Genomic DNA, 22,027 nt, shown 5'->3' on the forward strand with positions numbered 1-22,027 from the left:
TTCTCGCAGGACGCGCGCGGCCGGTGGTACCTGAACGTGTGCGTCAAGGTGGACGTGCCGAAGTCGGCGGGTACCGGGTCGGTCGGCATCGACCTCGGCCTGAAGACCGCGGCGACGTGCTCGGACGGCGAAGCGCTGGCATCCGGCCTGTACCGCAAGCACGAGGGCGCGCTGGGGATCGCCCAGCGGGCGCGCAAAAAGGGCCGGGTGCGCGCGATCCACGGGAAGATCGCCAACACGCGCAAGGACGCGATGCACAAGTTCAGCACCGGGCTGGTCGAGCGCAACGCGGCGATCTTCGTCGGGAACGTGCAGGCCGGCGCGATGGTGAAGACCAGGATGGCGAAGTCCACGTTGGACGCCGGATGGTCAATGCTGAAGACGATGCTGGAATACAAGAGCCATGGGGCCGGCATCGTCTTTGAAGAGGTGAATGAAGCCTACACAACCCAGACGTGTTCGAGCTGCGGGGTCATTCCCGCGAGCAGTCCGAAAGGTAGGACAGGGCTTGGAATGAGGAGGTGGACTTGCTGCGAATGCGGCGCGGAACACCACCGCGACGTGAACGCAGCCAAGAACATCGCCGCGCGCGGGCATGCGCGTCTCGCAGGAGGAATCCCCGTCCTTTAGGGCGGGGAGGATGTCAAATTCCTCCCGGCGGCGTTGCAAACGTGCAGCGCAAGGTGAAGATTTACAGTCACAATTCCCACGTGGTGAACCAGCGATTCCGTTGATTCCTTCACCACGATTGCGAGGGACAACCTTGGGGATTCCGTGCAAGACGGCCGCCGGACACGCCGAACTGGCATCGCAGGATTGCAGGCTGTCCAAGCGGCACCGCGTGCTGCTGTTGCTGGTGGACGGGGAACGGTCACTGGACGATGTGGTGCTGCTCGGACGCCAGGTGGGCGTGCCCCAGAGCTACATCGACGAACTCTTTTCACTCGGCCTGATCGTGATCGGGCCACCCCACTCCCAGACCATCAGCGAGTTCGCCTGCCTCGATCCGGACTCCACGCTCCCCTTGCCGAGCGTGGTGGAAGACTCCGAACCGGAGCCACCCGATGCGCGTGAGTTCGATGTCGCCCAGGCACGCGGCGCCTTGCTGGACGTGCTGCTGTCCAATGTCCCCGTGACAGGGATGGTGACGATGATCCGCGTGCGGCGTGTGCAGTCTCGCGCAGAATTGCGGGCCCTGCTGCCCGAAGTCCAGGCTCGACTGAGCCGCTCGCGGTCGCTGGTCGAGGCGCGGCAGCTGTTGCAGCGCGTCGAATCCCTGCTGGCGGTCCGCTGACGGTCGCCAGTCGTCTCCCACCTGTAGCGTCGTAGCGGTCCTGCCTGCATGAGTTTCCTTGTCATCGACATCGGCAATACCCGTCTCAAGTGGGGCTTGTATGCCGCCCCCCGGCCCGGGGCTGAACTGCTGGCGCATGGTGCGTCATTCCTTGAAACCATCGACCGCCTGGCCGACGACGAGTGGGCGCACCTGCCTGCACCCACGCACATGCTGGGCTGCGCGGTGGCGGGCCTGGCGGTGCGCCGGCGGGCCGAAGAGCAGCTGGACCTCTGGGACCTGGAGCCGCGCTGGGTGGTGTCTCAGCCGGTGGCCTGCGGTGTCACCAACGGCTACGAGCATCCCGCCCGGCTCGGCTCGGACCGCTGGGTGGCGATGATCGGCGCGCGGGCGCGGGTGCTGGCCGCCGGGCGGCCGCGGCCGGTGCTGGTGGTGATGGTGGGCACGGCGGTCACGGTCGATGCGCTCGACGCCGAGGGGAACTTCCTCGGCGGGCTGATCCTCCCGGGCTTCGGGCTGATGCTCAAGGCGATGGAGTCGGGCACGGCCGGCCTGAAGGTGCCGACCGGCGAGGTCCGCGAATTCCCGACCAACACCAGCGACGCGCTGATGAGCGGCGGCACCTACGGCATCGCCGGCGCGATCGAGCGCATGCACCGCCACCTCGTGCAGCGCTGCGGCGAGCCGCCGGTGCTGCTGATGAGCGGTGGTGCCGCGGTCAAGCTGGCGCCGGAGACCGATCTGCCCTTCGAGCTGACGGATACGCTCGTGTTCGAGGGACTGCTGCAACTGGCCGCAGCGGGTCCGGGTCAGGGCGGCTGATCCAGCCGGCGCTGCAGCGCCTTCAGTTCCTCGTGCGTGGCGCGCAGCTCGGCGCGCAGCTGGCCGATCTCGGCGTGCAGGTCGCGCAGGATGTCGTCCTCCATGCGCCGCTCCGAGGATTCGACCCACATCGCCGCGATCGAGGCCGTGACCAGCGACAGGATGCCGAAGCCCAGCAGCACCACGAACACGGCGAAGACCTTGGACGCCGGCGTGCTCGGCACCACGTCGCCGTAGCCGACGGTGGCTGCGGTGGTGAAGGCCAGCCACAGGCCGTCCTGCAATGTTGGCGTGCGGGGTTCGATCCACCAGAAGCCCGCGCCGCACAGCACCAGCACCAGCACCGCCGCGCCCAGCAGCGCCGGCAGGCTGTCACGCGCCAGCAGGTGCTGCAGCAGCCACATCATGTGCAGCAGCGTCAGCAGCGCCGTCAGCAGCCGCAGCGACAGCGCCAGTGACGAGGTCGAACTCGGTGGCATCAGCGCCGCCAGCAGCAGCCCGGCGATCAGCGCCCACACCAGCCAGCGGCGGGACCGGCTCGCCATGAGCACCTGCCGCCGCGCGATGCGCAGCAGCATGGCCAGCGCGGCGACGACATAGACGGCGGCGGCTACGAGCGAGCGCTCACCGGTGAGCATCTCCAGGTAGAAGGCCGGGATCGTGGCGATCAGCGTGCCCAGGATGAACCAGCGGTCCGGGTCCCGCAGCACGCGCAGCGGCAGGGTGCCCGAGTGGGCACGCAAGGCGGATCGGAGGCGGTGGATGGCCATCCGGCCAGATTAGCAGAGGCGCGGCGCCACGCTGCTGCACGGTCTGTCGGCCGTGTTGTCCTGCGTCACGAGGGTCGGTGCGTGGCCAGCCAGACCTTCAGCTGGGAAGGCGTCAGCGGGGCGCTGATGATCATCCCTTGCAGCTGGTCGCAGCCCTGCCCGACCAGGAAGGCCCGCTGCGCCTCGGTTTCCACGCCTTCGGCGACCACGCTCAGGCCGAGGCCGCGGGCGAGCTGGACGATGGCGCTGGCGATGGCCGCCGATTCGCGCTGGTGGGGCAGCTCCTGCACGAAGGAGCGGTCGATCTTCATGGTGTCGATCGGCAGCTCCTTCAGGTGGCTGAGCGAGGAGTAGCCGGTGCCAAAATCGTCCACCGAGAGCTTCACACCCAGCGCCCGCAGCTGCTGCAGCCGCGCACAGACCTGCGGCACGTCGTCCATCAGCATGCGCTCGGTGAGTTCCAGCTCCAGCCAGCCGGCGGGCAGGCCGGTCTCGGCCAGCAGGGCCTGGATCGAGGCGACGAAATCCGGCGCCTGGAACTGCAGCGTCGAGAGGTTGACCGCCACGGTGAGCGGCCAGCCGGCGTCGTGCCACTGGCGCGCCTGGCGGGCGGCTTCGCGCAGCACCCAGGCGCCGATGGGCACGATCAGCCGGTGCTGCTCGGCCAGGGCGATGAACTCGTTGGGCGCGAGCAGGCCGCGCTGCGGATGCTGCCAGCGGATGAGCGCTTCGACGCCCACCGGGTGGCCATCACACGCCCGCACCTGCGGCTGGAACAGCAGCGAAAACTCCTCGTGCGTGATGGCGTGGCCCAGTTCGCCTTCCAGCATCAGCTGGTCGTAGGCCGTGGTGGCGACCGCCGGCTCGAAGAAGGCGAAGGTGGCGCGGCCGCGGCCCTTGGCGACGTGCATGGCGGCGTCCGCGTGCTTGATGAGCACGTCGGGCGTGTCGCCGTCCTGCGGATAGAGCGCGATGCCGATCGACGGCGTCACCGAGATCGACTGGCCCTCGACCGTCACCGGCGCGCCCACCGCTTCGAGCAGCTTGCCGGCCACGCGGACCACGGCGTCGCGGTCGCGCACGCCGGGCAGCAGCACCATGAACTCGTCGCCGCCGAAGCGGGCAACCCGGTCGGTGCTGCGCACGCGCTCGCACAGGCGCTGCGAGATGGTCTTGAGCAGCGCGTCGCCGCGGGTGTGGCCGACCGAGTCGTTGACGCGCTTGAAGTGGTCCAGGTCGATGAAGAGCAGCGCGAGCTGGGTGTCGGAGGCGCGGGCGGCCACCATCAGGTGGTCGAGCTGCGCGAGGAAGGCGGCGCGGTTCGGCAGGCCGGTCAGTGCGTCGTGGTGGACGAGGTAGTGCAGCTTGGCCTGGGTGGCGTGGCGGTCGCGGATGTCGCGCACCACCGCCATGCGCATCGGCTCGCCGTGCTGCATGGTGCCGCGGTCGATCACTTCGACGGGGATGCGCGTGCCGTCCTGGTGGACCACGCTGGTCTCGAAGGTGACGTCCTGCTGGCCGTCGAGTTGCCGGATGGTGCGGGTGTGCTGCTCGGGGGCGATCAGCATCAGGGCCGGGCGGCCCAGCAGGTCGTGCAGCGACAGGCCGACCAGCTCGCACAGGGCCGGGTTGGCATCGGCGATGTGGCCGTCGCGGTGGAAGAAGATGCCTTCGACGCCGGCCTGCAGGAACTTGGACAGGCGCTCCTCGGATTCGAGCAGGGCACGCTCGGCGGCGTGGTGGCGGCTCTGGTCCACGATGAGCACGTAGACGCCGGAGCGGCGGCCCTCTGGGTCGCTGTGCGGCGTGAGCGTGATCTCGACCCACAGGTGCTGGCCACCGCGCAGCTGCAGCGGCTGCTCCAGGGTGAGCGCCTCGCCGTCCAGCAGGGTGCCGGCGAGTGCGGGCGACAGTTGCTGACCCAGTTCCGGCGTCAGCACATCGGCCAGCGCACGCCCCAGCGGTGCGCGCGCCGTGTCGCAGAGCCCCTGCACGAAGGTCCGGTTGGCGTAGGTGCAGAGCTGCCGCGGCCCGTCGAAGTAGGCCATCATGACCGGCGCACTGTCGGCCAGCCGGCACAGCTTGTCCCGGTCCTGCACGGCCTCGGGCCCAGCCTCTCCGGAGGGGGGGGTGTCGTCAGCAGCAGGACCGGAGGGACAAGGCATGGGTACCCATGATACCGACCGGGTTGAACTTGCCTGAGGCAGGTACACCCCGTGTTCCGGGGTGGTACCCCCTGGTGTCAGAGGATGTACCGCGACAGATCTTCGTTGCCAGCGAGGGCGCCGAGGCGTTTTTCCACCTCCGCCGCGTCGATGGAGATGGTCTGGCCGGCACGCTGCGGGGCCTCGAACGAGAGCTCGTCGAGCAGCCGCTCCATCACGGTCGACAGCCGGCGCGCGCCGATGTTCTCGGTGCGCTCGTTGACGCCGTGGGCGGTCTCGGCGAGGCGGCGGATGGCGTCGGGGGTGAACTCCAGCGTCACACCTTCGGTGGCCAGAAGCGCCTGGTACTGCTTGATCAGGCTGGCGTGGGTGCTGGAGAGGATGGCCTCGAAGTCGTCCACGCTCAGCGAGGACAGTTCCACCCGGATCGGGAAGCGCCCCTGCAGTTCCGGGATCAGGTCGCTCGGCTTGGACAGGTGGAAGGCGCCCGACGCGATGAACAGGATGTGGTCGGTCTTGACCATGCCGTGCTTGGTCTTGACGGTGGTGCCCTCGACCAGCGGCAGCAGGTCGCGCTGCACGCCCTGGCGCGACACGTCGGCGCCCTGCGACTCGCTGCGGCTGGTGACCTTGTCGATCTCGTCGATGAAGACGATGCCGTTCTGCTCGGTGTTGTGCAGCGCGCGGGTGACGATCTCCTCGTCGTTGACCAGGCGCTGGGCTTCCTCGTCGATCAGCAGGCGGCGCGCTTCGGCGATCGTGACCTTGCGGGTCTTGCGCTTGCCCTGGCCGAGCTGCGAGAACATGCCCTTGAGCTGCTCGGCCATGTCTTCCATGCCGGCCGGCCCCATGATCTCGACCGCCTGCCGCGCTTCGGCCAGGTCGATCTCGATCTCCTTGTCCTCCATCGTGCCTTCGCGCAGGCGCTTGCGGAAGGTCTGGCGCGCGGCGCTGTCGACCGGGGCCGGCGCAGGAGCGGGTGCTTCCCCGAAACCGAAGCCCAGGCCGCCGGACGCCGCTGGCCGCACCGGCGGCACCAGCACGTCGAGGATGCGGTCCTCGGCAGCGTCTTCGGCGCGGTGGCGCATGAGGGTGACCTGGCGGTCGCGCTCGAGCTTGACGGCGCTCTCGACCAGGTCGCGGATGATGGTGTCCACGTCCTTGCCGACGTAGCCGACCTCAGTGAACTTGGTGGCCTCGACCTTGATGAAGGGGGCGTCCGCCAGCCGGGCCAGCCGGCGGGCGATCTCGGTCTTGCCGACGCCGGTCGGGCCGATCATCAGGATGTTCTTGGGCGTGATCTCGTGGCGCAGCGTGGCGTCCACCTGTTGCCTGCGCCAGCGGTTGCGCAGCGCGATGGCGACGGCGCGCTTGGCGGCGTGCTGGCCGACGATGTGGCGGTCGAGTTCGGAGACGATCTCCTGCGGGGTCATGGCGCTCATGGTCGGTTCCGGCTCAGTCGAGCGTCTCGATGGTGTGGGTCTGGTTGGTGTAGATGCACAGGTCGCCGGCGATCTCCAGCGAACGCTTGACGATGTCGGCCGGCGCCATCTCGGTGTGCTGCAGCAGCGCGCGGGCGGCGGCCTGCGCATAGGCGCCACCCGATCCGATCGCCACGATGCCGTGCTCCGGCTCCAGCACGTCGCCATTGCCGGTGATGATCAGCGAGGCGGTGCGGTCGGCCACCGCGAGCATGGCTTCGAGCTTGCGCAGCACGCGGTCGGTGCGCCAGTCGCGGGTCAGCTCGACGGCGGCGCGCACGAGGTGGCCCTGGTGTTTTTCGAGCTTGGCCTCGAAGCGCTCGAACAGCGTGAAGGCATCGGCCGTGGCACCCGCGAAGCCGGCCAGCACCTGGTCGCGGTGCAGCTTGCGCACCTTGCGCGCGCTGGACTTGACGATGATGTGGCCGAGCGTGACCTGGCCGTCACCGCCGATGGCCACGGTGTTGCCGCGGCGCACGCTGACGATGGTGGTGCCGTGATAGGACTCGGTGGACATGGGCAAGGGTTTCCAGTGAGAGGCCGGTGCGCGCCGCGGCGCGGACCGGCCGGGATCAGAATCAGAAGTTCCGGACCGTGACGCGGGCGTGTTCGCTGATGCCCATGGCCCCGCAGAACAGCGCCACCAGGCGGTGGGCGTCGACGAAGCTGACGTTGCGCCCCTCGGAGTGGCGGGACAGCACCCAGTTGAGCAGATCGCCCGCCGCGATGAAGTCGACGCGGATCAGGCGCGTGCACGAGACCTGGATCAGCGTCGACTTGCCGATCTGCTGGTCCATGCCCTTGAGCAAGTTGCTGATGTCGCCGATGAGCTGGCCGTTGAGTTCGACCGTCGCCACCTCCAGCAGGCCTTCGTCCGGCGTCTGCGACTCCATGAAGCCGGTGACGACCTCGGCGACGCTGGAGACCGGCGCGACCGTGCGGCCCGTGTCGTCGGACAGGCGGAGCACGCAGCGCGAGGGGGTCCACGACGGCGGCGAGACCTCGTAGGTCAGGCAGTAGTCGATGGCGATCTGGTCGAAATCGAGCGCCCGGTGGGTCAGGCGCAGCGCTTCGAGGCGCAGCATCCAGTACGCCGGATCGGCGTCGCGCACACCCGTTGGCGACAGGTCGGCCAGCAGCGTGAACAGCGAATCACCGCCGAGCCAGCACATCTCGATCGGCTCGTCGGCCCAGTCCTTCAGCAGGCGGTGCAGCGCGCTGGCGGCCTGCGCGTCGATGTGGCGCGTGTGGCGCCAGTCGAGCACCCAGGGCAGCGGCATCTGCAGCAACTGCGAGCGCAGCTGGCTGACGGCGTCGACATCGATGAAATCGGGGGCGACCCAGCCAACCGTGCCGTCGAACTGGCTGTTGCCGCGCTGGGTGGGGCGTGCGCGCTCGCTGGCGACGGCATCCGCCACCAGCCGCGGCAGCGAATACCACTGCGGCGGCGACCAGCCGAAGCGCTGGGTGTAGTCCACGGCCAGCGACTCGAACTTGAGCTGCTGGCCTATCGCGCGGTAGAGATCGAACAGGGCGTACCAGGTCTCGGCATGCTGGGCGCGTGGCCCGCTCAGTCCGATCAGGCTGTGCAGCGAGCGTTCGCACAGCTCGAAATCGGCGTTGGCGAAGGCAATCACGGCCTCGTCGAGGTCCGGATCGTGGGCCAGCTCGGTCACTTCGACGCTGTGCGGCGAGGTGTCGTCCATCGGGCCATGGACGCTGCTGATGCGGGGGGGCGGTAGACGCGAGGCGCCCGTCGTCAGGCCTGGGGATTCGGAGGGGAAGGCCCGCAGCGAGAGGCCGCGGGTGTGGGTGTCGTGGCCGATCAGCTCCGACTCCATCTGCATGGGCGTCGTCGGCTTGAACGCGTCCGAGAGCTGGGGGTGCGCCGCCATGACCTGCGGGGCCGTTGTCGCGCCGAAGAAGGACTCGGTGCGCGCGACCGGCGCCTGCCGGCCCATCGTGACCGCGGCGTTGCGACGGGGCGCCGAGCCGTTGGCCTCGCCCACCATCTGGCGCTCGATCGCGTCGATCTTGTCCTTGACGTCGTCGCTGTCCGGGCGGGTGGCGTAGCTGTCCTGGCTGCGGACCTCGGAGTCGTCGAGGTGGGACAGGCCGTCGAGTCCGGCCAGGCCTTCGCCGGTCAGCCCTTCCCGGCGGATCTTGCGCAGCGTGTCGAACTCGCGCTTGCGCACGAAGTCATTGCGCCGCTTGCGCTCGATCATCGCCTTGAGTTCCGACTTGGCGTGGTCGTCTTCCGTGCTGGCCGTGCCCGCCGAACTCAGGTCTGCCCAGTCGGTGGTCGGGTTGAGCGCGAAGCGCACCACCTTGCGGAAAAAGCCGCTCTTGGGAGGATCCTTGGGGTCAGCCATGTCTGGAGGTACGGCTGGACACAGGCGGGGTGATCAGCAGGGCCCGTGTGCTCAGTCGCCGAAGAGTTTTTGTTTCAGTTCCCTGCGCTGCTGCGCTTCCAGCGACAGTGTAGCGGTCGGGCGTGCCAGCAGGCGGCCGAGGCCGATCGGTTCGCCGGTTTCATCACAGTAACCGTAGTCACCGGATTCGATGCGGCTGAGCGACTGGGTGATCTTCTTCAGCAGCTTGCGCTCGCGGTCACGGGTGCGCAGTTCCAGCGCGTGCTCTTCCTCGATCGTGGCGCGATCCGCCGGATCCGGGACGATGGACGTGTCTTCGCGCAGGTGCTCGGTCGTCTCGCCGGCGTTGGCCAGCAGATCGTCCTTCTGCTTCTTCAGGCCGGCGCGGAAGAAGTCGAGCTGCTGCTCGCTCATGTACTCGCTCTCGGGCATGGCCATCAGCTCCGCTTCCGTCAGGTCGCGGCCGGCTTTGGTCTTCCAGGCGTTGGCGAGGGTCGGGTCGGTCTTGGGGTCGTTCTGGGGCATGGGAGACTCTGGTGGCAATCAAGGGTGAAATCGTGGCGGCCACCTGTCAGGGCCGATTCCGGGCGCGCGGATTGTATCCACCTCAGCCTGCCGGTGCCTGAGGCGTGCCGGCGAGGGTGTGCCCGGATGTGCGGCGCATCACACCAGACACTGCGCCAGGCCTTGCTGGAACACGTCGCCGGGCAGATCGATGCCGATGAACACCATCTTGCTCTGGCGCTTCTCGCCGGGCATCCACTTCGGGCCGAGGTCGCTGCCCATCAGCTGGTGCACGCCCTGGAAGATGACCTTGCGCTCGGTGCCCTTCATGTTCAGCACGCCCTTGTAGCGCAGCATGCGCGGGCCGTAGATCTGCACGATGGAGCCGAGGAAGTCCTCCAGCTTGGCCGGGTTGAAGGCCTTGTGCGAGCGGAACACGAAGGACTTGACGTCGTCGTCGTGGTGATGGTGGTGCGGGTGGTCGCAGTGCTCGCCGGGTGCGTGGTCGTGACCATGGTGGTCATGGCCATGGTCACCGTGCCCGTGGCCCTGGTCGGCGGCGGCCAGGAACTCCGGGTCGATCTCCAGCTTGGCGTTCAGGTTGAAGCCGTGCAGGTCGAACACCTGGGCGATCGGCACGTCGCCGAAGTTCACGCGGCGCTGCGGCGCGCGCGGGTTCATGTGCTTCAGGCGGTGCGACAGCGCGTCGAGCGTGGCCTCGTCGACGAGGTCGGCCTTGCTGATGAAGAGCTGGTCGGCGAACCCGATCTGGCGGCGCGCTTCCTGGCGGTCGTCGAGCTGCTTCTGGGCATGCACGGCGTCGACCAGCGTCAGGATGGAGTCGAGCAGGTAGCTCTCGGCGACCTCGTCGTCCATGAAGAAGGTCTGTGCCACCGGACCCGGATCGGCCAGCCCCGTCGTCTCGATCACGACGCGGTCGAAGGTGAGTTCGCCCTTGCGGCGCTTGGCGGCCAGGTCGGACAGCGTCGAGCGCAGGTCCTCGCGGATCGTGCAGCAGACGCAGCCGTTGCTCAGCTGGATGATCTGCTCCTCGGTGTCGCCGACGAGGATGTCGTTGTCGATGTTCTCCTCGCCGAACTCGTTCTCGATCACGGCGATCTTCTGGCCGTGGGCTTCCGACAAGATGCGCTTGAGCAGCGTCGTCTTGCCCGAGCCGAGGAAGCCGGTGAGGATGGTGGCGGGGATGAGGCCTGTGGACATGGGGTGGTGGGCGAGAGGCAGAGGACAAAAAACGGATTGTCGAATGTCTGTCAAGCCCCTGGGTGTGTCAAGGCATCCGTTTGTCCTGCGGCAAGGGTGTCGGGCTGGCCCGGATCCGCGGCGTCACCGTCATCGGGTATTCTCGCCACATGATCACTACCGGCACCTGATCGTGTCCGAACCCCAGCAGAGTTCCCGTTTCGGCCGCGAGTCGGTACGGGCCACTCCACACGATCACCGCACGCTCTTCGAGCGCGTGATCGAATTCATTTCTCCCGGACCGGATTCCCGGAACGAGCTTCTGGAGACCTTGGCCGACGCCGAGAAGCGCGAGCTGATCGACCCGGAATCGCGGTCGATGCTCGAAGGCGTGTTGCGCATGGCGGACCTGACGGCCGGCGACGCCATGGTGGCCTCGCCCCGGATGGACATGATCGACATCGCCTCGACCTACGACGAGGTACTGGCCAGCGTCATCGACATCGGGCACTCCCGGTTCCCGGTGTTCGAGGGCGAGCGCGACAACATCATCGGCGTGCTGATGTCCAAGGATCTCCTCAAGGTCCAGCGCGCCCCGGAGCTGCACCTGCGCACGCTCCTGCGTCCGGCGCTGTTCGTGCCCGAGTCCAAGGGCCTGAACGAGCTGCTGCGCGACTTCCGCTCCAACCGCAACCACCTGGCCATCGTCATCGACGAGTTCGGCGGGCTCGCCGGCCTGATCACGATCGAGGATGTGCTCGAGGAAATCGTCGGCGAGATCGAGGACGAGTTCGACGACAAGGTCAGCGAGTCCGGCCTCTACACGCTGGCCGACGGCAGCTGCCGGGTGCCGGGCGACGCGTCGATCGAGGCCATCAACGCCCACTTCGCGATCGAACTGGCCGAGGACGGCATCGAGACCATCGGCGGACTCGTCGCGCACCGCAACGGCCGGGTGCCGCGGCGTGGCGAGATCGTCGATGTCGGGCCGCTGCGCTTCTCGGTGATGCTGACCCGGGGCGGGGCGGTGCGCTGGTTCAAGGTGGTGCGCCTGTCGCTGGACGAGATGGCCGGTGGCTGAGGCGGTGTCCGCGCGCAGGCGCCTGCTGGTCCTGGTGGCGCTCGCCCTGCTCGCGGGCGGGGTACAGGCCTGGTCCATGGCCCCGGTTGCACGGGGCTGGCTGGAGGTGTTGTCCGTGGCCGCGCTGCTGGCTCTGGTCAGCGCAGCGCCGCCGCGGCGGGCCTGGCTGGTGGGCGGGGCCTTTGGCGTGGGCTGGCTGGGCGGCACCTTCTGGTGGCTGTTCACCAGCCTGTACCGCTACGGGCACCTGCCGGCCTGGCTGGCCGTGCTGGCTGTCGCGCTGCTGGCGGCGGCGCTGTCGGTCTATCTGGCGCTGGCGACGGCGCTGTTCGTGCGCTGGAAGCGCGATCGGCTTGTGCCCGACCTCCTGCTGTGGAGCGCCCTGTGGCTGCTGGCCGAACTGGCGCGGGCGCAGATCTTCACCGGGTTTCCGTGGGGCGCCGCTGGTTACGCGCATGTGGACGGGCCGCTGGCGGCACTGGCGCCCTGGACCGGCGTGTACGGCATCGGGGCGGTGGCCGCGGGGCTGGGCCTGCTGGTGCAGCGGGGGCTGGCGACACCCGGTTTGGTCCCCCGGCTCGGCGCGGTGGTCGTCACGGGCGCGCTCGTGCTGCTGCCAGCCTGGACCGGCGGCGACTTCACCCGCGCACGCTCCGGCCTGTCCGTGACGCTGCTGCAGGGCAATGTGCCGCAGGACGAAAAATTCGAGTTCAGCCGCCTGCCCGAAACACTGGACTGGCACATCAAGGCGCTGCTGGCCTCCACGGCCGATCTGGTGATCGCGCCGGAAACCGCCATTCCGCTGCTACCGGCGCAGTTGCCGCCGGGCCTGTGGGAGGGGCTGCAGAGCCACTTTGCACAGGGCCGCACCCGGGCGCTGATCGGCGTGCCGCTGGGAGACACGGATCGGGGCTACACCAACTCCGTCGCGGGATTCAGCGCCGGGGCCGGCGCGCCCGTCTACCGCTACGACAAGCACCACCTCGTGCCCTTCGGCGAGTTCATCCCGCTGGGCTTCCGCTGGTTCGTGGACATGATGCAGATGCCGCTGGGCGACTTCGCCCGCGGCCCGCTGGTGGCGCCGTCGTTCACGGTGGGTGCCGAGCGGGTCGGGCCGAACATCTGCTACGAGGATCTGTTCGGCGAGGAACTGGCGGCGCGCTTCGTGGACGCAGCGACGGCGCCGACCGTGCTGGCCAATGTCAGCAACATTGGCTGGTTCGGCGAGTCGGTCGCGGTGGACCAGCACCTGCTGATCTCGCGCATGCGCACGCTGGAGCTGCAGCGGCCGATGGTGCGCGCCACCAACACGGGGGCCACGGTGGCGATCGACCACCGCGGCGTGGTGACGCACCGGCTGGCGCCGCATGTGCGTGGCGTGCTGGAGGCGCAGGTGCAGGGGCGCGAGGGCACGACGCCGTTTGTCTGGTGGGCGGGCCGGTTCGGTCTGTGGCCGCTGTGGGCGCTGGCCCTGGGCGCAGTCGCCGTGGTCGCGCGCCGCCGGACGCCGAACTGACCCTGTCGCCAGCGGACTGGCGGGTCAGCGCGCTGCGGGCGGGCTGTGTGCCCACCGCCGGGCCGCCGCCTCGACGACCTCCGACAGCGGCGCGTCCTGCGCCCGCTGCCGCCGCAGCCACTGCGCATCATTGCCCTCGCCGAGCGACTCGCGCAGCAGCTGGCAGGCCTCCCACGACTTCAGATCGACCGCGTGCGTCTCGACCCGCGCCAGCGTGCGCACGATGTCGTCGCGCAGCTTGCCGCGCTCCTTGGTCTGCGGGTTGACGATGTCGCCCTGCAGCCCGAAGCGGCAGGCCTGGAAGCGGTTGTAGGTGTAGACGAGGTAGTCGTCCTCCACCGGCTCGAACGGGCGCTCCTCGATCAGGTAGCGGCAGATGGCCTGCAGGTAACACGCCAGCGCCGCGGCCTTCTCCACCGTCAGCGGGGTGTCGCACACGCGCAGCTCGATCGTGCCGTACTCGGGCTTGGGGCGGATGTCCCAGTAGAAATCCTTCATCGACTTGACCACGCCGGTGGCGGTCATCTTGTCGAAGTAGGCGCCGAACTCGTCCCAGCTCCGCACGAAGGGCGCCCGCCCGGACAGCGGAAACGCGAAGACCGAGTTCAGCCGTGCCGAGTCGAAGCCGGTGTCGTGCCCCTGCACGAAGGGCGACGAGGCCGACAGCGCGATGAAGTGCGGCACGTAGCGCGACAGCGCGTGCAGCAGCCACAGTGCGTCGTCGCCGTTCGGGCAGCCGACGTGGACGTGCTGGCCGAAGACGGTGAACTGCTTGGCCAGGTAGCCGTAGAGGTCGCTGAGGTAGTGGAAGCGCTCGCCGGGGTAGATCTGCTGTTCGCTCCAGTGCTGGAAGGCGTGGGTGCCGCCGCCAGCGATCTCGATGTTCAGGCGCCGCGCCGCGCGCACGAGCTGGTCGCGCATGTCGCGCAGTTCGGCCACCAGCGGGCCGTGTTCGCGCTGGATCGAGGTGCCGATCTCGATCATCGAGCGCGTGATCTCGGGCTTGATGTCCCAGGCGCCGGTGTGGCGGGCGGTCTCGCGCAGCAGGTCCTGCGCCTGCGGGATCAGGTCGTGGTCGTGCGTGGAGATGAGCTGCAGCTCCAGCTCGACGCCGATGGTCAGCGACTCGGAGGTGGTGAAGTCCTGCAAAGACATGGGCGGTTCCTCGGGGCGTGGCAGTGCGTCAGCGGGACGGGGGGGTGCAGGTCTCGCGGGCGACGCCGCACAGGCCGAGCTGCAGCCAGACCGGCCCGCTCAGCTGCATCAGCGTCAGCGCGATCAGCAGCGCCTGCAGCAGGGTCGACTCCGGCAGCGGCAGCGCGCTCGGCCAGCCCAGCGTGTTGCCGGTCAGCAGCACCGTCAGGCTGGAGGCCGGCTGCAGCGCCAGACCCAGCCCGAGCGCCTGCCGCCAGCCCAGGCCGCTGGGGCGGGCCAGCAGGATCACCGTGCCGGTCTTGGCGAGAAAGCGCGCGCCGATGATGGCGGCGACCAGCGGCAGCAGGTCCACCAGGCCTTCCAGCGTGGACAGCAGCCCCAGCGTCACCAGCAGCAGCAGCGTCAGCGCTGCGCCGCCGCTGCCGAGCTGTGGCTCGACCTGCAGCCGGTGGCCCATCCGGCTGCGGGCGACCATGCCGGCGATGAGCAGGGCCAGCAGCGGCGAGAAGGTGTACTGCGCCGCCAGCATCGCCGCCAGCACCACCAGCGCGAGCTGCAGTGCGGCCAGTCCGCTGCCGTGGATCTGCCGGCTCAGCCGCTCCAGCAGCAGGCCGCTGACGGCGCCCAGCAGGTAGGAGCCGCACAGCGTGTAGACCGCCCCGGCCAGCGCCGGCTGCCATTCGAAACCACCGGAATCCAGCGTCGTCAGCACCCGCCAGGCGGTCAGCGCCAGCACGGCGCAGACGGTGTTCACCGCCGTCATCATCAGCAGCCGTTCGCTGACCTGGCCGCGTGGCTTCAGCTCGTTGAGCACGGTCATGGCGATGACGGGCGAGCTGGCCATCGCCACCGCGCCCGCGAGCGCCGCCGACGACAGCGACACGTTCAGCCAGACCAGCGCCGCGGTGACGGCCACGCCGGTGACCAGGGCCTCGGCCAGGCACTTGACGGCCAGCCACGGGTTGTCGATCAGCCAGCGCGGCCGGATGCGGCTGCCCAGCTCGAACACCAGCAGGCCCACGGCCAGATCGAGCAGCGGTTTCCACGGATCCAGCTCGGCGCGCACCACCAGACTCAGCGCCAGCGGGCTGGCCAGGGCGCCGACCAGCATCGCGCCGAGGGCCCGCGGCAGCCGGGTCATGCGGTGCACCGCTTCCCCGGCCAGCAGCGCCACGATCATCAGCACCGCCAGCCCCATGATCGGATCCGCGCCGCGCAGGGCCTCGATCGGCCAGAGTGCCAGTTCGCTGCCCAGGGTGCCGAGGTTGTCGAGGCTGAACCCGCCGGCACTGCCGGCGCTCAGCAGGTCCAGGGGAAATGACACATCGGTCTTGCTCACATCCGGTCTCCTCGGGGCCGCTGGTCCAGGGGCTTGGTATTTGGTTACATGCCGTACATTTGCGACATATTTCACGAAATTTCGCGTATCCGGCCGCAGTGTACCGACCGGCCGGCCGGGCACGGTAACAACGTGATGTGACGCGCGTGGGTCGTCTGCACACGGTGATTCCGGCCGCTGGACGCCCGGGGTCGATAATGGTCGATTATCGTCAGAACTCCCCCATGGCCCTCCTTACCCTTCTTGACGCCAGCCTCGCCTACGGTCACGTGGCGCTGCTCGACCACGCTGCGATGTCGCTGGAGGCTGGCGAACGCATCGGCCTCATCGGACGCAATGGCACCGGCAAGTCGTCGCTGCTGAAAATCCTCGCCGGCCTGGAACTGCCCGACGACGGCACGCTGCAGGTGCAGGCCAATGTGCGCCGCTACTACGTGCCGCAGGAGCCGCAGTTCGAGCCGGGCATCAGCGTGTTCGATGCGGTCAGCGTGGGCGTTGCCGAGGCCAAGTCCTTGCGCGAGCGCTACGAGGCCCACGCCGAGGGCGATGACCTGGACGCGCTGCAGAGCCAGATCGAGGCCGTCGACGGCTGGACCTGGGAGCAGCGGGTCGACGAGACGCTGGAGCGGCTCAAGCTCACCGCGGACCAGCAGGTCGATGCGCTGTCCGGCGGTCTGCGCAAGCGGGTGGCGCTGGCGCAGGCGCTGGTGGCCGCACCCGATGTGCTGCTGCTCGACGAGCCGACCAACCACCTGGACCTCGAATCCATCATCTGGTTGCAGGACCTGCTGATCTCGTTCCGTGGCGCGGTGCTGCTGATCACCCACGACCGGGCCTTCCTGGACGCCGTCTCGACGCGCATCCTCGAACTCGACCGCGGCCAGATCCGCAGCTATCCGGGCAGCTTCACCACCTATGAAGCGACCAAGGCCCGCGAACTCGAAGACGAGTCGCTCTTCAACGCCCGCTTCGACAAGCTGCTGGCGCAGGAAGAGGTCTGGATTCGCAAGGGGGTCGAGGCGCGCCGCACCCGCAGCGTCAGCCGCATCAACCGCCTGACCGCCCTGCGCGACCAGCGCGCCGCGCGGCGCGACGTGGTGGGCAAGGTGCGGCTCGAAGTCGATGCCAGCTCGCGCAGCGGCAAGATCGTCGCCGAACTGGAGGACGCCACCAAGTCCTACGGCGACCGCACCATCGTGCGCGGCTTCACCGGGACGATCCTGCGCGGCGACAAGGTCGGTTTCATCGGCCCGAACGGCGCCGGCAAGACGACGCTGCTGAAGATGATCCTCGGCGAACTCCAGCCCGACAGCGGCACGGTCAAGCTCGGCACGCTGCTGCAGGTCGCCTACTTCGACCAGATGCGCGAGGCGCTCGACCTCGACGCCACGCTGGCCGACACCATCAGCCCCGGCAGCGAGTGGATCGAGATCGGCAACGCGCGCAAGCACGTGATGAGCTACCTCGGCGACTTCCTGTTCTCGCCGGCGCGGGCGAATTCGCCGGTGCGCAGCCTCTCCGGCGGCGAACGCAACCGGCTGCTGCTGGCGCGGCTGTTCGCGCGGCCGGCCAATGTGCTGGTGCTCGACGAGCCGACCAACGACCTCGACATCGAGACGCTGGAGCTGCTGGAAGACCTGCTGCAGAACTTCAAGGGCACCGTGTTCCTGGTCAGCCACGACCGGCGCTTCCTGGACGCCGTGGTGACCAGCACCATCGTCAGCGAAGGCGACGGCAACTGGCGCGAGTACGAAGGCAGCGTCGAGGACTGGCTGCTGCAGTCCCAACGTGCCGCCGCGATGGCCGCCAAGGCCGCCCGCAACGCCCCCGCGCCGACACCGGCGAAGGCCGTGGCGGTGGCCGCCGCACCGGTGGCTGCACCCGCCGCCAAGCGCAAGCTCAGCTACAAGGAGCAGCGCGAGCTGGACGAGCTGCCCGCCCGCATCGCCGCGCTCGAAGCCGAGCAGGCGGCGCTGAACGAGGCGCTCGCCGGCACCGCGCTGTACGCCGGGCCGGCCGACAAGGTGGCCGCGGCGCACGCGCGCCATGGAGTGATCGACGACGAGCTGCTGGCGCTGATGGAGCGCTGGGAGACGCTGGGCGCGCGCTGACCGTCGACATCCGGCGATGGGCGTCAGGCGGCCAGGGCCATCGTGCGCTGGGCCAGCGTGTGGTGCCAGTGCACGAAGGCGGTGGAGAGCATCAGCGCCTCGCTGTCGGCCACGTGGCGGTCGGCCTCGATCACCGTGCGGCACACGTGCATCAGTTCGGCGCACAAGCCCGGGTGATCGATTTCGGACAGCAGTCCCTTGACCAGTTGCGGGTCGATGTGGCTGTTGTTCGACCAGACCATCGGCGACTGCACCAGCAGGTCTTCGCACAGGCCATGCATCACCTCGCGGAAGGCGTGCCCGGTCAGGCCCAGGCGTTCGGCGACGCCGTGCAGCTCCAGTGCGTCGATCTCGACCAGACTCAGGTGTCCGTCGGCCAGCAGGGCCAGGGCGACGACACGGGCGGCGGCTTCGGGGCTGTTGCGGGGGTAGCTGCGCATGCTGAAAGTCCTTGTGGTGGTGGGAACGTGGTGCGATGTGCTCATCGACAGGCACAGCTTAGGCGCCCAGACATGGCGGAAAAACCAGCCATTCACTGAGTTTTGGTTCGTAAAATACGAACCATGAGCCTCGACTTCAGCTACCGGCATCTCTACTACTTCTGGGTGGTCGCCAAGGAGGGCGGCCTCTCGCGGGGCGCCGAGCGGCTGGGGGTGGCGGTGCAGACGGTGAGTGCGCAGGTGCGCGAGCTGGAGCAGGCGCTGGGCCACGCGCTGCTGCAGCCGGCCGGCCGGGGCGTGGTGCTCACCGAGGCGGGGCGTGCGGCGATGCTGCAGGCCGAGCAGATCTTCCAGCTCGGCGCGGCGCTGCCCGACCGGGTGCGTGATGCGGCGACCGTGCCGGTGGTGCGGCTGGCGGTGGGGGTGGGCGGCGGGCTGCCCAAGCTGGTGGTGTGGCGGCTGCTGCAACCGGTGCTGGACGAGCCCCACCTGCGCTTGCAGATCCGCGAGCAGGACTTCGAGCCGATGCTGGCCGATCTGGCGCTGCACCGGCTCGATGTGGTGCTGGCCGACCGCTCCGCACCGCCGCAGCCTGGCCTGCGGCTCTACAGCCACCGGCTGGGGGGATCGCCGGTGGGCTGGTATGCACCTCCCGCGTGGCAGTCCATGCTGCGCGACGATTTTCCCCGCGCACTGGCCCGCGTGCCGGTGCTGCTACCGACGCGGTCTGCCGCGATGCGCACCGGGCTGGACCAGTGGTTCGAGCGCGAGGCGCTGCACCCGCGGGTGGTCGGCGAATTCGACGACAGCGCGATGCTCAAGACCTTCGGCGCGGGCGGGATGGGCGTGTTCCCGGCCGCTGACTGGGTGCATGACGACCTGGTGGCCCGCTACGGCGTGTGCCGTGTCGGGGGCAGTCCGGGTGTGGAAGAGCCGTTTTTTGCCATCGCAGCCGACAAGCGCATCCAGCATCCGCTGGTCCAGCGCTTGTGGTCCGAGCCAGTGGCGGGCCGGCGCATGCCGTCCGGCTCCCGGCCTTGATCCTGTGGCAGGTCTGGTCTGGCCTGTTCAGTGACTGGACAGCAGGACCTTGATGTCCGCCGCCAGATCCGCTGGCGGCGTGTTGTGCCGCACATAGAGCCGCACCTTGCCCTGCGGATCGAAGACGAAGGACGCCGCGGTGTGGTCCACCGTGTAGCTGGTTTCCGTCTTGCCCGGCACTTCGCGGTAGAACACCTTGAACTCCTTGGCAGCGGCGGCGACCTCGTCCGGCGTGCCGCGCAGCGCGACCCAGTTCGGGTTGAAGGCGCCGACGTAGGACTTCAGCAGCGTGGCGGTGTCGCGCTTCGGATCGACCGTGACGAAGATGCCGACCAGCTTGTCGCCGTCCGGGCCGAGCAGGCGCTGGGTTTCGGCGAGGTGGGTCAGCGTGGTCGGGCAGACGTCCGGGCACTGCGTGTAGCCGAAGAAGACGACGGCGACCTTGCCCTTCAGGCTGGAGAGCTGGAAGGGCTGGCCGTTGGCGTCGGTCAGCGCGAGCTGGCGGGCGTATTCGGCGCCGGTGATGTCGAGCGACTTGAAGCTGGGTGGTGGTGCCTTCTCGCAGCCACCCAGGGCGCCGAGCACGGCCAGGGTGGAGACCAGCAGGGCCAGACGCCGCGCGGGCCGGTGGGCTCGGGTGGGAACAGTCACAGTCACAGCCAGGGCCTCAGGTAATGGTCGAGCAGCAGCGCGGCGAAGAGCAGCGACAGGTGCCAGATCGAGAAGCGGAAGGTCTCGCGGGCGAGCGCTTCGCTGTATTCGCGACGCAGGCGGATGGCGTAGTGGATGAACCGCGCGCCCAGCACCACGGCTGCGGCCAGATAGAGCCAGCTGCTCATGCCCTGCACGAAGGGCAGCAGCGTCGCGGCGAACAGGATGAAGGTGTAGAGCAGGATCTGCAGCCGCGTGAACTCGTTGCCGTGGGTCACGGGCAGCATCGGCAGGCCGGCGCGGGCGTAGTCCTCGGCGCGGTAGAGCGCCAGCGCCCAGAAGTGCGGCGGGGTCCACAGGAAGATGATCAGGAACAGTGCGATCGCCTCCGGCCCGACCTCGCCGGTCAGCGCAGCCCAGCCCAGCACCGGCGGCATCGCGCCCGAGGCACCGCCGATGACGATGTTCTGCGGCGTCATCGGCTTGAGGATCACCGTGTAGATGACCGCGTAGCCGACGAAGGTGCCGAAGGTCAGCCACGCCGTCAGCGGGTTGACGCGGAAGTACAGCAGCGCCATGCCCGCCCCGCCCAGCACGGCCGAGAACAGCAGGGCCTGTGCCTGGCTCAGGTCGCCGTTGGCGGTGGGGCGCCAGGAGGTGCGCTTCATGCGGGCGTCGATCTTCTGCTCGATCAGGCAGTTGAACGCCGCCGCGGCGCTCGCCACCAGCCAGATGCCGGCGGTGGCGAGGAGCGCGGTGACAACGTCCGCCCAGCGCGGCGCACCAGGGATGGCCAGCAGCATGCCGATCGCCGCGCAGAACACGATGAGCTGCACGACCCGCGGCTTGGTCAGCGCGACGTACTGGCGCCAGCGCGACAGGCGCGGCGTGGTCGGGGTGAGGGTGGTGGCATTCATCGGGACGGGGCGGCTGACGGGAGGTGGGAAGAGACCGGCGGGGCGGGCGAGGGGGCGGTGGCGCGGTGGCTGTGCGCGAGCAGCGCGGCCAGCAGCGTCACCAGTGCGGCCGCGCCGCCGGTGTGGGCCACGGCGGCCAGCAGTGGCCAGCCGAGCACGATGTTGGACAGGCCGGTGAGCGTCTGCAGCACGGCGATGGCGAGCAGACCACGGGCGTAGCGGGGAGCGGGCCGGCGCAGCGCCGCGATCAGCAGGCCGAGCGCGGCCAGCACGACGACGGCGCCGATCCGGTGCGTGACGTGGATGGCGGTGAGCGCGGCGAAGGGCAGGGCGCTGCCATCGGCCTGCACGCCCAGGCCACGTTGCAGGGTGAAGCCGGCGTCGAAGTCCATCGGCGGCCACCATTGGCCTTGGCAAGTGGGCACGTCCTGGCAGGCCAGCACCGCGTAATTGGTACTCACCCAGCCACCGAGCGCGACCTGCAGCACGACGAGCCCGAGCACGGCCCACACGGCGGTGCGCAGCGTGGCCGACAGGGTGAGCGGCTGCGGCGCATGTCGGCGCGTCTGCACGGCCAGCAGCGCGAGCAGGCCGATGCCGCCGAGCAGGTGGCAGGTGACGATGGCGGGGTAGAGCTTCATCGTCACGGTGAGCGCGCCGAACGCGCCCTGCAGGCAAACCCAGACGAAGGTGAGCGCGGCCCAGCCCGGCGCGACCAGCCGCGCCTGCGCCGGATCGCTGCGGCGCAGCCGGCGCACGGCCAGCACGCTCCACACCATCAGCACCGTCAGCAGCGCGCCGACGCCGGTGGCGAGGTAGCGGTGGATCATCTCGATCCACGCCTTGCCGTGCGTGACCGGGCCGGTGGGCATCGCGGTCTGGGCCTGCGTGATCTGGTGGACGGCGCCGAAGGGGCTGGAGTTGCCGTAGCAGCCCGGCCAGTCGGGGCAGCCCAGGCCGGAGTCGGTCAGCCGGGTGAAGGCGCCGAAGAGCACGAGGTCGAAGGTCAGGAACAGCGTGACCAGCGTCAGCGCCCGCAGCCGCTGCGGGGTGGTCTGGCCGCGGTGGCGCCACGCCAGCCACACCAGCGGCAGCGTGGCCAGTGCGGCGGCCAGCAGCGCGATCTGTGCCAGCGGGCCGAGGTCGATGAGGTCGGTCGGTTTCATGG

Annotated in this window: 20 protein-coding genes; 7 read left to right on the top strand and 13 right to left on the bottom strand. The window is 69.2% G+C overall.

From position 1 onward, the window contains the following. From AABN02_RS07915 to AABN02_RS07925, 3 genes are all read left to right on the top strand, one after another. Positions 1-630, top strand: a 630-nt coding sequence (locus tag AABN02_RS07915; protein ID WP_338414382.1) for a transposase, incomplete at its 5' end; no start/stop codon positions are given. A 133-nt stretch (positions 631-763) separates the two neighbouring features. After that, positions 764-1,294: a hypothetical protein gene (locus AABN02_RS07920; protein WP_338414383.1), complete on the top strand. Its 531-nt coding sequence runs from the start codon at positions 764-766 to the stop codon at positions 1,292-1,294. Positions 1,295-1,342: 48 nt separating this feature from the next. Beyond that, a complete protein-coding gene (locus tag AABN02_RS07925; protein ID WP_338414384.1) occupies positions 1,343-2,116 on the top strand; it encodes a type III pantothenate kinase in 774 nt (257 codons plus the stop codon). Here the strand turns inward: AABN02_RS07925 and AABN02_RS07930 are convergent. The 7 genes from AABN02_RS07930 to AABN02_RS07960 form a co-directional block, all read right to left on the bottom strand. After that, on the bottom strand, positions 2,104-2,886 hold the full coding sequence (locus AABN02_RS07930; protein ID WP_338414385.1) for a potassium channel family protein: 783 nt from the start codon (positions 2,884-2,886) through the stop codon (positions 2,104-2,106). The genes AABN02_RS07925 and AABN02_RS07930 overlap by 13 nt on opposite strands. Before the next feature lie 65 nt (positions 2,887-2,951). After that, the gene (locus tag AABN02_RS07935; RefSeq protein WP_338414386.1) at positions 2,952-5,051 is read right to left on the bottom strand and encodes an EAL domain-containing protein; all 2,100 of its coding nucleotides are present in this window, start codon (positions 5,049-5,051) and stop codon (positions 2,952-2,954) included. Positions 5,052-5,128: 77 nt separating this feature from the next. Next, the gene (gene hslU / locus AABN02_RS07940; RefSeq protein ID WP_338414387.1) at positions 5,129-6,493 is read right to left on the bottom strand and encodes an ATP-dependent protease ATPase subunit HslU; all 1,365 of its coding nucleotides are present in this window, start codon (positions 6,491-6,493) and stop codon (positions 5,129-5,131) included. A 13-nt stretch (positions 6,494-6,506) separates the two neighbouring features. Next, on the bottom strand, positions 6,507-7,049 hold the full coding sequence (gene hslV, locus AABN02_RS07945) for an ATP-dependent protease subunit HslV (protein WP_338414388.1): 543 nt from the start codon (positions 7,047-7,049) through the stop codon (positions 6,507-6,509). 61 nt (positions 7,050-7,110) lie between these two features. Further along, positions 7,111-8,904, bottom strand: coding sequence for a hypothetical protein (locus tag AABN02_RS07950; RefSeq protein WP_338414389.1), 1,794 nt, complete (start codon positions 8,902-8,904; stop codon positions 7,111-7,113). A gap of 51 nt (positions 8,905-8,955) precedes the next feature. Continuing rightward, complete coding sequence (dksA, locus tag AABN02_RS07955; protein WP_338414390.1) at positions 8,956-9,429, bottom strand: RNA polymerase-binding protein DksA; 474 nt, start codon at positions 9,427-9,429, stop codon at positions 8,956-8,958. A 138-nt stretch (positions 9,430-9,567) separates the two neighbouring features. Further along, on the bottom strand, positions 9,568-10,629 hold the full coding sequence (locus AABN02_RS07960) for a GTP-binding protein (protein WP_338414391.1): 1,062 nt from the start codon (positions 10,627-10,629) through the stop codon (positions 9,568-9,570). 172 nt (positions 10,630-10,801) lie between these two features. Between AABN02_RS07960 and AABN02_RS07965 the strand changes: the two genes are divergently transcribed. Both AABN02_RS07965 and lnt read left to right on the top strand, forming a co-directional pair. Further along, positions 10,802-11,689: a transporter associated domain-containing protein gene (locus AABN02_RS07965; RefSeq protein ID WP_338414392.1), complete on the top strand. Its 888-nt coding sequence runs from the start codon at positions 10,802-10,804 to the stop codon at positions 11,687-11,689. A 4-nt stretch (positions 11,690-11,693) separates the two neighbouring features. Further along, positions 11,694-13,205 carry an apolipoprotein N-acyltransferase gene (gene lnt, locus AABN02_RS07970; protein ID WP_338414393.1) on the top strand — a complete coding sequence of 504 codons (1,512 nt, stop codon included), beginning with the start codon at positions 11,694-11,696 and terminating at the stop codon, positions 13,203-13,205. A gap of 24 nt (positions 13,206-13,229) precedes the next feature. Here lnt and AABN02_RS07975 read toward each other — a convergent pair whose 3' ends face one another. Next, positions 13,230-14,360, bottom strand: coding sequence for a YbdK family carboxylate-amine ligase (locus AABN02_RS07975; RefSeq protein ID WP_338414394.1), 1,131 nt, complete (start codon positions 14,358-14,360; stop codon positions 13,230-13,232). A gap of 28 nt (positions 14,361-14,388) precedes the next feature. Then, entirely contained in the window at positions 14,389-15,699 is a 1,311-nt protein-coding gene (locus tag AABN02_RS07980) for a cation:proton antiporter (RefSeq protein ID WP_338414395.1), read from the bottom strand. Between the two features lie 224 nt (positions 15,700-15,923). On the opposite strand from AABN02_RS07980, the gene AABN02_RS07985 reads away from it, so the two are divergent. After that, on the top strand, positions 15,924-17,810 hold the full coding sequence (locus tag AABN02_RS07985; protein ID WP_338414396.1) for an ATP-binding cassette domain-containing protein: 1,887 nt from the start codon (positions 15,924-15,926) through the stop codon (positions 17,808-17,810). A gap of 23 nt (positions 17,811-17,833) precedes the next feature. Here the strand turns inward: AABN02_RS07985 and AABN02_RS07990 are convergent, their stop codons facing one another. Then, positions 17,834-18,250, bottom strand: coding sequence for a TerB family tellurite resistance protein (locus AABN02_RS07990; RefSeq protein ID WP_338414397.1), 417 nt, complete (start codon positions 18,248-18,250; stop codon positions 17,834-17,836). Between the two features lie 123 nt (positions 18,251-18,373). Here AABN02_RS07990 and AABN02_RS07995 point away from each other — a divergent pair, with 123 nt between their 5' ends. Next, positions 18,374-19,291 (top strand): LysR family transcriptional regulator, encoded by a 918-nt coding sequence (locus tag AABN02_RS07995; RefSeq protein ID WP_338414398.1) that lies wholly within the window; start codon positions 18,374-18,376, stop codon positions 19,289-19,291. 27 nt (positions 19,292-19,318) lie between these two features. On the opposite strand, the gene AABN02_RS08000 is transcribed toward AABN02_RS07995, so the two are convergent. From AABN02_RS08000 to AABN02_RS08010, 3 genes are read right to left on the bottom strand one after another with little or no spacing between them, the layout of a single operon-like run. Then, positions 19,319-19,948 carry an SCO family protein gene (locus AABN02_RS08000; RefSeq protein ID WP_338414399.1) on the bottom strand — a complete coding sequence of 210 codons (630 nt, stop codon included), beginning with the start codon at positions 19,946-19,948 and terminating at the stop codon, positions 19,319-19,321. Beyond that, positions 19,945-20,859 (bottom strand): heme o synthase, encoded by a 915-nt coding sequence (gene cyoE, locus AABN02_RS08005; protein ID WP_338414400.1) that lies wholly within the window; start codon positions 20,857-20,859, stop codon positions 19,945-19,947. Before cyoE ends, AABN02_RS08000 begins: the two co-directional genes overlap by 4 nt. Next, complete coding sequence (locus AABN02_RS08010) at positions 20,856-22,025, bottom strand: COX15/CtaA family protein (RefSeq protein WP_338414401.1); 1,170 nt, start codon at positions 22,023-22,025, stop codon at positions 20,856-20,858. The genes cyoE and AABN02_RS08010 overlap by 4 nt, the downstream gene beginning before the upstream one ends. Positions 22,026-22,027 lie beyond the last annotated feature (2 nt).

The sequence above is a fragment of the uncultured Sphaerotilus sp. genome (assembly GCF_963924895.1).
GTDB lineage: Bacteria > Pseudomonadota > Gammaproteobacteria > Burkholderiales > Burkholderiaceae_C > Sphaerotilus.